Origin of the sequence: Bradyrhizobium pachyrhizi, from assembly GCF_001189245.1 — a bacterium.
Taxonomy (GTDB): Bacteria; Pseudomonadota; Alphaproteobacteria; order Rhizobiales; family Xanthobacteraceae; genus Bradyrhizobium; species Bradyrhizobium pachyrhizi.
Map to the genome: position 1 here is coordinate 76959 of NZ_LFIQ01000120.1, position 8869 is coordinate 85827.

Here is an 8869-nt window from a genome sequence, read left to right on the forward strand (position 1 = left end):
ACCGAGTGAATCAGGCGTCAGAGACGCAACGCCACATAGCTGCAGTAGCTCCTTACTCCGCCGCCTGCGCGTAATCCTCGACCGGCGGGCATGAGCACACCAGATTGCGGTCGCCATAGACGTTGTCGACGCGGCCGACCGGACTCCAGTATTTGTCGGAACGCGACACGCCGGCCGGGAAGCAGCCCTCGGCGCGGGTATAGGCCCTGTTCCAGGCATCGTCGGCGATGTCGTGGACGGTATGCGGCGCGTGGCGCAGCGGCGAGGCCTCGACCTTCCAGCGGCCCTTCTCGATCTCAGCGATTTCGTCGCGGATCGCGATCATGGCGTCGCAGAAGCGGTCGATCTCGAACTTCGATTCCGATTCCGTCGGCTCGATCATCAGCGTGCCCGCCACCGGGAAGCTCATGGTCGGCGCGTGGAAGCCGTAGTCGATCAGGCGTTTGGCGATGTCGTCGACGGTGACGCCGCTGCTCGTCTTCAGCGGCCGCGGATCGACGATGCACTCATGCGCGACGCGGCCGCGCTCGTTGCGGTACAGCACCGGGAAGTGCGGCTGCAGCCGTGCGGCGATGTAGTTGGCATTGAGGATCGCGATCTCGGTCGCGCGCGTCAGACCTTCGCCGCCCATCATCAGGATGTAGATGTAGGAGATGGTGAGGATCGACGCCGAGCCGAACGGCGCGGCCGACACCGGGCCGACCGCGTGCGCCGTGGTGCCGTCGGTCGCGGGATGGCCCGGCAGATAGGGCGCAAGATGCGCCTTCACGCCGATCGGGCCCATGCCCGGGCCGCCGCCGCCATGCGGAATGCAGAAGGTCTTGTGCAGGTTGAGATGGCTGACATCGGCGCCGTAGTCGCCGGGCCGCGACAGCCCGACCTGCGCGTTCATGTTGGCGCCGTCGAGATAGACCTGGCCGCCATGGGCATGCACGATGTCGCAGATCTCGCGGATATGTTCCTCGAACACGCCGTGGGTCGACGGATAGGTGATCATGACGGCGGCCAGGTTGGCGGAGTGCTTCTCGGCCTTGGCGCGGAGATCATTGACGTCGACGTCGCCGCGCGCATCGCACGCCACCACCACGACCTCCATGCCGACCATCGCCGCCGAGGCCGGATTGGTGCCGTGCGCGGAGGAGGGGATCAGGCACACCTTGCGGTGCGGCTCGCCGCGCGCGAGATGGTAGCCTCGGATCGCCAGCAGCCCAGCATATTCGCCCTGCGCGCCGGAGTTCGGCTGCAGCGAGACCGCGTCATAGCCGGTGATGTCGCACAGCCACTGCTCCAGCCGCTTGAACAGCGCGTGATAGCCCTTGGCCTGATCCGCGGGCGCGAACGGATGCAGGTTGCCGAACGCCGGCCAGGTCAGCGGGATCATTTCGGTGGTGGCGTTGAGCTTCATCGTGCAGGAGCCGAGCGGGATCATCGCGCGGTCGAGTGCGAGGTCACGATCACTGAGCTTGCGCATGTAGCGCAGCAGTTCGGTCTCGGAACGATGCGTGTTGAACACCGGATGGGTGAGGAAGGCGCTGGTGCGCCGCAGCTCCTTCGGCAGCGCCTCGTGCGCGCCGGCCTCGATCTCCGCATAGCTGAGCTTGCCGCCGAACACGCGCCACACCGCCTCGACGGTCTCCGGCGTCGTGGTCTCGTCGAGCGCGATGCCGAGCGTGGTCGCGCCGATGCGCAGATTGATCCGCTCCGCCTGCGCGCGGGTGACGAGCTCGATCTGCTTGCTGCCCGCCTCGACCGTCACGGTATCGAAGAACCCTTCGCTGGTCGGCGCAAAGCCGAGCTTGCGCAGGCCGGCGGCAAGCACGGTGGCGCGGCGATGCACGCTGCGTGCGATATGGGTCAGGCCCTCGGGACCGTGATAGACCGCGTACATCGAGGCGATCACGGCGAGCAGCACCTGCGCGGTGCAGATGTTGGAGGTCGCCTTCTCGCGGCGGATATGCTGCTCGCGGGTCTGCAGGGCGAGGCGATAGGCCGGTGCCCCACGCGAATCCATCGAGAGGCCGACGATGCGGCCGGGCAGCGAGCGCTTCAGCGTGTCGCGCACCGCCATGTAGGCGGCGTGCGGTCCGCCATACCCCATCGGCACGCCGAACCGCTGCGCCGAACCGATCGCGATGTCGGCGCCGAGCTCGCCGGGCGAGGCGAGCAGCGTCAGCGACAGCAGGTCGGCGGCAACGATCGCAAGCGCGCCCTTGGCGCGCAGCGAGGCGATGGCAGGCTTAAGGTCGCGTACCGCGCCCGATGTGCCCGGATATTGCAGCAGCGCGCCGAGCACATCGGCGTTGTCGAGCTCGGTCAGGGGATCGCCGACCACCAGCGCCCAGCCCAGCGGCGCGGCGCGCGTGCGCATCACCGCCAGCATCTGCGGATGCACCTCCTTGTCGACGAAGAACACCTTCGCCTTGACCTGCGAGTGGCGCTCGGCGAGCGCCATCGCTTCCGCCGCCGCGGTCGCCTCGTCGAGCAGCGAGGCGTTGGCGACGTCGAGCCCGGTGAGATCGCAGATCATGGTCTGGAAGTTGAACAGCGCCTCGAGCCGGCCCTGGCTGATCTCCGGCTGGTACGGCGTATAGGCGGTGTACCAGGCCGGGTTCTCCAGAATGTTGCGCTGGATCACCGCGGGCAGGATGGTGCCCGAATAGCCCTGGCCGATCAGCGAGGTGAACACCTGGTTCTGCGCGGCGAGCTCGCTCATATGCGCGAGCGCCTCGGTCTCGCTCAGCGCCTGGCCGAGATCGAGCGGCGCCTTCTGCCGGATCGACGCCGGCAGCGTCTCGTTCATCAGCGCCTGCAGGCTCGCGGCGCCGACCGTCTCCAGCATCGCGTTGACGTCGCGCGGCGATGGTCCGATGTGGCGGCGGACGAAATCGGTGGCGGCTTCGTTGATCGGCTTGAAGGGCGCGTTCATGACGTGATCCTCGGGGTGATCCTTTAGGCGGTGTGCGCGGCGTAGGCGGCCTCGTCCATCAGGCCGCCGAGCTCGCCCTTGTCGGCAATCTTCAGCTTGAAGAACCAGGCCTTGCCGCCGGCGTCCGAATTGACCAGCGCGGGCTCGGCGGCGAGCGCGTCGTTGACCTCGACCACCTCGCCGGTGATCGGCGCGTAGACGTCGGAAGCGGCCTTGACGGATTCCACCACAGCGGCGGCCTCGGCCTTCTTCAGGCTGCGGCCGACCTTGGGCAGTTCGACGAACACCACGTCGCCGAGCTGCGACTGCGCATAGTCGGTGATCCCGATCGTGGCGACGTCGCCCTCGATGCGGAGCCATTCGTGGTCGGACGTGTACAGCGTCGTCATGGGGATCGATCCTTTGGCGTTCAGCGTTTGTAGGTATTGGGGACGAAGGGCGTGGCGGCGACCTTGAGCGGCAGCCGCTGGCCGCGCACTTCGGCGAAAACGGTGGTGCCGACGGCGGAAAGGGCGGTGGGCAGATAGCCCATCGCGACCGGCGCATTGAGGCTCGGGCCGAAGCCACCCGAAGTCACCTTGCCGATCTGCTCGGTCGAGCCGGCATCGGCGAACAGTGCGGCGCCTTCGCGCACGGGTGCGCGGCCGTCGGGCTTCAGGCCGACCCGCCGGCGCGCGGCGCCATCTGCGAATTGCACGAGAATCTTGTCGGCGCCGGGGAAGCCGCCGGCGCGGGCGCCGCCGCTGCGGCGAACCTTCTGCACCGACCATTCCAGCGCGCCTTCGACCGGCGTCGTCGTGGTGTCGATGTCGTGGCCATAGAGGCACAGCCCGGCTTCGAGCCGCAGGCTGTCGCGCGCGCCGAGCCCGATCGGCAGCACGTCGGGATTGTCGAGCAGCGCGGTGACCAGGGCTTCCGCCTTGTCCGCGGGCACGGAAATCTCAAAGCCGTCCTCGCCGGTATAGCCGGAGCGCGAGACGAAGCAGTCGACGTCGCCGACGCGGCGCGGACCGGCGTCCATGAATTTCATCGAACCGACATCTGCACAAAGTTTCGCCAGCGCCGATTCGGCTTTCGGCCCCTGCAGTGCGATCAGCGCGCGGTCGGCCAGCGAGACGATCTCGCAGGCGTCGGAGAGATTCGCACGCAGATGCGCCTCGTCCTCGGCCTTGCAGGCGGCGTTGACCACCAGGAACAGGTGATCGCCGAAATTCGCCACCATCAGGTCGTCGAGCAGGCCACCATCATTGTTGGTGAACTGCGCGTAGCGCTGCCGTCCCGGTGCGACACCGACGATGTCCTGCGGCACCAGTTTTTCCAGCGCGAGCGCGGCGTCGGCGACCTTACCGGATTTGGCCTTCAGCGCGAGCTGGCCCATGTGCGACACATCGAACAGGCCGGCTTCCTTGCGGGTGTGCAGATGCTCCTTCAGCACGCCGGCCGCGTATTGCACCGGCATGTCATAGCCGGCGAACGGCACCATCTTGGCGCCGCGCGCCAGGTGCAGCGCGTGCAGCGGGGTCTGTTTCAGCGGGGAGGTTTCGTGCGCAAGCATCACAGGGCCCTCGCGGTTCCCGCGGGGACCCATTTCCCCTTGAGAAACCTGCAGAAAGCCCCATCTGTCGCTGTGCCTGAGAGTATTATCCCGTCGGCGGACGCATCGGGGCGAACCCCAGCATCTCTTTCCAGATGTCAGACGTCACGCGGTCCTTTTGCCTGAGAGTTTCCGGGGCGGTTGCTCCTTCGGCGCCGGCGGTAAGGCCGGTCTCTCCCGACGTGACTAGGTATAGGTAGGTAGAAAACACGGCGCCACCAAGACTGTCAACGCAGCTGCAGCAACTATCCAATGGGCTTTGTGCTGCCGCGGCAAGCCCATGATCCGCCTGCACAGTTTCTGGACACCGCAGCTGGCAATGTCTAAAAGCGTTCGGCCGGAAAATGACGCCTTTTTGCGGCTGGCCGGCCCCTTTTTCCGATTGGATGAACATGAGCAGCGTCAACGACATCAGGTCGACATTTCTGAACTTCTTCAAGGAGAACGGGCACGAGATCGTGGCCTCGTCGCCGCTGGTTCCGCGCAACGACCCGACCTTGATGTTCACCAATGCCGGCATGGTGCAGTTCAAGAACGTCTTCACCGGCGTCGAGAAGCGCGGCTACCAGCGCGCCACGACGTCGCAGAAGTGCGTGCGCGCCGGCGGCAAGCATAACGACCTCGACAATGTCGGCTACACCGCGCGCCATCTCACCTTCTTCGAGATGCTCGGCAACTTCTCGTTCGGCGATTACTTCAAGGAGCGCGCGATCGAGCTCGCCTGGAATCTGATCACCAAGGATTTCGGGCTGAAGAAGGACAAGCTGCTGGTCACCGTCTACCACACCGACGACGAGGCGGCCGGCCACTGGAAGAAGATCGCGGGCTTCTCGGACGACCGCATCATCCGCATCCCGACGTCGGACAATTTCTGGGCGATGGGCGACACCGGTCCGTGCGGTCCGTGCTCCGAAATCTTCATCGACCGCGGCGAGCACATCTGGGGCGGACCTCCGGGCAGCCCGGAGGAGGATGGCGATCGCTTCCTCGAATTCTGGAACCTGGTGTTCATGCAGTACGAGCAGGTGACGAAGGAGGAGCGCGTGGCGCTGCCGCGTCCCTCGATCGACACCGGCATGGGGCTCGAGCGCATGGCCTGCATCCTGCAGGGCGTCGAGAGCGTGTTCGAGACCGATCTGTTCCGCAATTTGATCGATGCCGCCGCGTCGACCCTCGGCCACGGTCCGAACGAGCAGAACGTCGGGTCGTACCGCGTGATCGCCGACCACCTGCGCTCGTCGGCATTCCTGATCACCGACGGCGTGCTGCCGTCGAACGAGGGCCGCGGCTACGTGCTGCGCCGGATCATGCGCCGCGCGATGCGCCATGCGCAGCTCTTGGGCGCGAGCGAGCCGCTGATGCATCGCCTGGTCTGGGCGCTGGTCCGCGAGATGGGCCAGGCCTATCCGGACCTGGTCCGCGCCGAGAAGCTGATCGAGGAGACGCTGCGGCTGGAAGAGACGCGCTTCCGTAAGACGCTGGCGCGCGGCCTGTCGATCCTCGACGAGAAGAGCGCCGGCCTCAAGAAGGGCGACATGTTCGACGGCGACACCGCGTTCACGCTGTACGACACCTACGGCTTCCCGCTCGATCTGACGCAGGACGCGCTGAAGTCGCGCGGCATCAGCGTCGACCAGGCGTCGTTCACCGACGCGATGGAGCGGCAGCGCGTGAAGGCGCGTGCCTCCTGGGCAGGCTCGGGCGAGGCGGCGAGCGAGGCGACCTGGTTCCCGCTGCGCGAGAAGCTCGGCGCGACCGAATTCCTCGGCTACGAGACCGAGAGCGCGGAAGGCGCGGTGACGGCGCTGATCAAGGACGGCGCCGAGGTCGAGAGCCTGAAGGCCGGCGAGAGCGGCGCGATCGTGCTGAACCAGACCCCGTTCTACGGCGAGTCCGGCGGCCAGGTCGGCGACACCGGCGTGCTGACCGGCGAGGGCGTCAAGTTCCGCGTCACCGACACGCAGAAGAAGGCCGGCGATCTGTTCGTGCATCTCGGCACGGTGGAGCAGGGCACGCTCGGCGTCGGCACCGCGCTGCAGCTCGAGGTCGACCACACCAGGCGCTCGTCGATCCGCGCCAACCATTCGGCGACGCATCTGTTGCACGAGGCGCTGCGCCAGGTGCTTGGCGATCACATCGCGCAGCGCGGCTCGCTGGTCACGCCGGACCGGCTGCGCTTCGACTTCGTGCATCCGAAGCAGATCACGCCGGAAGAGCTCGCCCGGATCGAGGACATCGCCAACGATGTCGTGCTGGAGAATGACGAGGTCACGACCCGGGTCATGGGCGTCGACGATGCCCGCGAGGCCGGTGCCCGCGCGCTGTTTGGCGAGAAGTACGGCGACGAGGTTCGCGTCGTATCGATGGGCAAGGGCGCCCGCGATCACGGCCAGAACGCGCTTGGCTGGTCGGTCGAGCTCTGCGGCGGCACCCATGTCCGCCGCACCGGTGACATCGGCATGATCTCGGTGACCGGCGAGGGCGCGGTGGCGTCCGGCGTCCGCCGCATCGAGGCGCTGACCGGGCATCACGCGCGCAAGCACGCCAACGACACCATCGCGCTGGCCAAGACCGCGGCGCTGGAGCTGCGCACCACGATCGACGACGTGCCGGCGCGCATCGCCGCGCTGATGGAAGAGCGCAAGAGGCTCGAGCGCGATCTGTCTGACGCCCGCAAGAAGCTCGCGATGGGCGGCGGCGGTGCGTCGAACGGCGCGGCCTCCGCCGTTCGCGAGGTCGGCAATGTCAAGCTGCTGGCACGCGCGGTCGAGGGCGTCGAGACCAAGGATCTCAAGAGTCTCGTCGACGACGGCAAGAAGCAGATCGGCTCGGGCGTGGTCGCGATCGTCGGCGTCACCGAGGACGGCAAGGCCGGCATCGTGGTCGGCGTCACCGCCGATCTGACCGCGCGGTTCAACGCGGTCGAGCTCGTGCGCAAAGGCTCCGAGGTGCTCGGCGGCAAGGGCGGCGGCGGCCGGCCCGACATGGCGCAGGCCGGCGGACCCGACGGCGCCAAGGCAGACGCCGCGCTGTCGGCGATCGAACAGGCCATGACTCAACAGGCATCGGCCGGCGCCTGACGGAGAGTCTGATCGTGGCGACGGCTCCGGGTAGGCCCACGATCAGCGATCCCGGGCTGCGCGACCGTCTCTACGAGCTGCTCGAACGCGATGATCTGCCGCATTCGGGCGGCTTGCGGTTTGCCCGGGTCATCGTCGCCATCATCGCCGTCGATGTGCTGGCGACGATTCTGGCCTCCGTCCCCGAGATCGACGCGCAGTTCGGCTGGCTGCTGACGACCATCGAGATTGCGGCGGTCATCGCCTTCGCGCTGGAATATGCCGCGCGGCTCTGGAGCGTGGTCGGCCACTCCTTGCGCGACATGACGCCGGCGCGGGCGCGGCTGGAATACGCCTTCTCGGCGCTCGGCGTGATCGACCTGCTCGCCTTCCTGCCGTCGGCCGTCGCGCTTGCGATCGGCGACAAGACCGCGCTGGTGCTGTTCGGCATGCTGCCGTTCCTCAAGCTGGTGCGCTATTCGACCGCGATGCGCTCGCTGCTGGCGGCGCTGCACGCCGAGCGGCGCACGCTGTTTGGCTGCGTGGTGATCCTGACCGGCGCGGTGCTGCTGTTCGCCTCGCTGCTCTATGCCATCGAGCACAGGGTGCAGCCGGACAAGTTCGGCACCATGCCGCAGGCGATGTGGTGGGCGATCGTGACGCTCGGCACCGTCGGTTACGGCGACGTCGTCCCGATTACGCCGCTCGGCCGGACCGTCACGGTGGTCGCGATCGTGGTCGGCTTCGCGATGATCGCGCTGCCGGTCGCGATCATCTCGACTGCGTTCGCCGACGAGGTCCGGCGCCGCGACTTCGTCGTGACCTGGGGCATGCTGGCGCGGGTGCCGCTGTTCTCGCATCTTGGCGCCGCCGATATTTCCGACATCATGCGCCTGCTGCGGTCGCAGACCATCGAGGCCGGCGAGGTGCTGGTGCGGCGCGGCGATGCGGCGTCATCGATGTATTTCATCACCGCGGGCGAGGTCGAGATCGACCTGCCGAGCCAGCTTGTGCGGCTTTCCGACGGCGCGTTCTTCGGCGAGATCGCGCTGCTGCGGCGGACCAGCCGTTCGGGGACGGTGACGGCGACGCGCAAGACCAAGCTGCTGGTGCTCGATGCGCAGGACTTCCATGCCCTGATCGAGCGCATGCCGGCGCTCGCCGCCCATGTCCGGGAGACCGCGGAGGCGCGGCTTGCCGATCCGCTCGCGGCCGGCGGCGACCTGGCCGCCGCGGAGATCGCCCAGGCGCCGCGCGAGACCGACGGCGGCATCCGCGATTAAAGCATGA

5 protein-coding genes and 1 riboswitch are annotated in these 8869 nt (G+C 67.5%); of the genes, 2 read left to right on the forward strand and 3 right to left on the reverse strand.

All coding sequences use genetic code 11. The features are described from left to right. Window positions 1–52: 52 nt before the first annotated feature. The 3 genes from gcvP to gcvT are packed head-to-tail and all read right to left on the reverse strand — an operon-like array spanning window position 53 to window position 4481. Window positions 53–2926: an aminomethyl-transferring glycine dehydrogenase gene (gcvP, locus tag AKL29_RS37605; protein ID WP_050387655.1), complete on the reverse strand. Its 2874-nt coding sequence runs from the start codon at window positions 2924–2926 to the stop codon at window positions 53–55. A gap of 23 nt (window positions 2927–2949) precedes the next feature. Next, window positions 2950–3315, reverse strand: coding sequence for a glycine cleavage system protein GcvH (gene gcvH / locus AKL29_RS37610; RefSeq protein ID WP_028337770.1), 366 nt, complete (start codon window positions 3313–3315; stop codon window positions 2950–2952). Between the two features lie 20 nt (window positions 3316–3335). After that, on the reverse strand, window positions 3336–4481 hold the full coding sequence (gene gcvT / locus AKL29_RS37615; protein WP_050387656.1) for a glycine cleavage system aminomethyltransferase GcvT: 1146 nt from the start codon (window positions 4479–4481) through the stop codon (window positions 3336–3338). Between the two features lie 140 nt (window positions 4482–4621). Next, a riboswitch (glycine riboswitch) is annotated at window positions 4622–4710 on the reverse strand. Window positions 4711–4912: 202 nt separating this feature from the next. Between gcvT and alaS the strand changes: the two genes are divergently transcribed. Beyond that, complete coding sequence (gene alaS / locus AKL29_RS37620; RefSeq protein WP_050387709.1) at window positions 4913–7600, forward strand: alanine--tRNA ligase; 2688 nt, start codon at window positions 4913–4915, stop codon at window positions 7598–7600. A gap of 11 nt (window positions 7601–7611) precedes the next feature. After that, complete coding sequence (locus AKL29_RS37625; RefSeq protein WP_050387657.1) at window positions 7612–8862, forward strand: cyclic nucleotide-gated ion channel; 1251 nt, start codon at window positions 7612–7614, stop codon at window positions 8860–8862. The last annotated feature ends 7 nt before the right edge of the window (window positions 8863–8869 follow it).

Excerpts from the sequence above, each read along its gene's own strand:
- gcvH (WP_028337770.1), bottom strand. The coding sequence starts at position 3,315 with ATGACGACGCTGTACACGTCCGACCACGAATGGCTCCGCATCGAGGGC.
- gcvT (WP_050387656.1), bottom strand. The coding sequence starts at position 4,481 with ATGCTTGCGCACGAAACCTCCCCGCTGAAACAGACCCCGCTGCACGCG.
- alaS (WP_050387709.1), top strand. The coding sequence starts at position 4,913 with ATGAGCAGCGTCAACGACATCAGGTCGACATTTCTGAACTTCTTCAAG.
- gcvP (WP_050387655.1), bottom strand. The coding sequence starts at position 2,926 with ATGAACGCGCCCTTCAAGCCGATCAACGAAGCCGCCACCGATTTCGTC.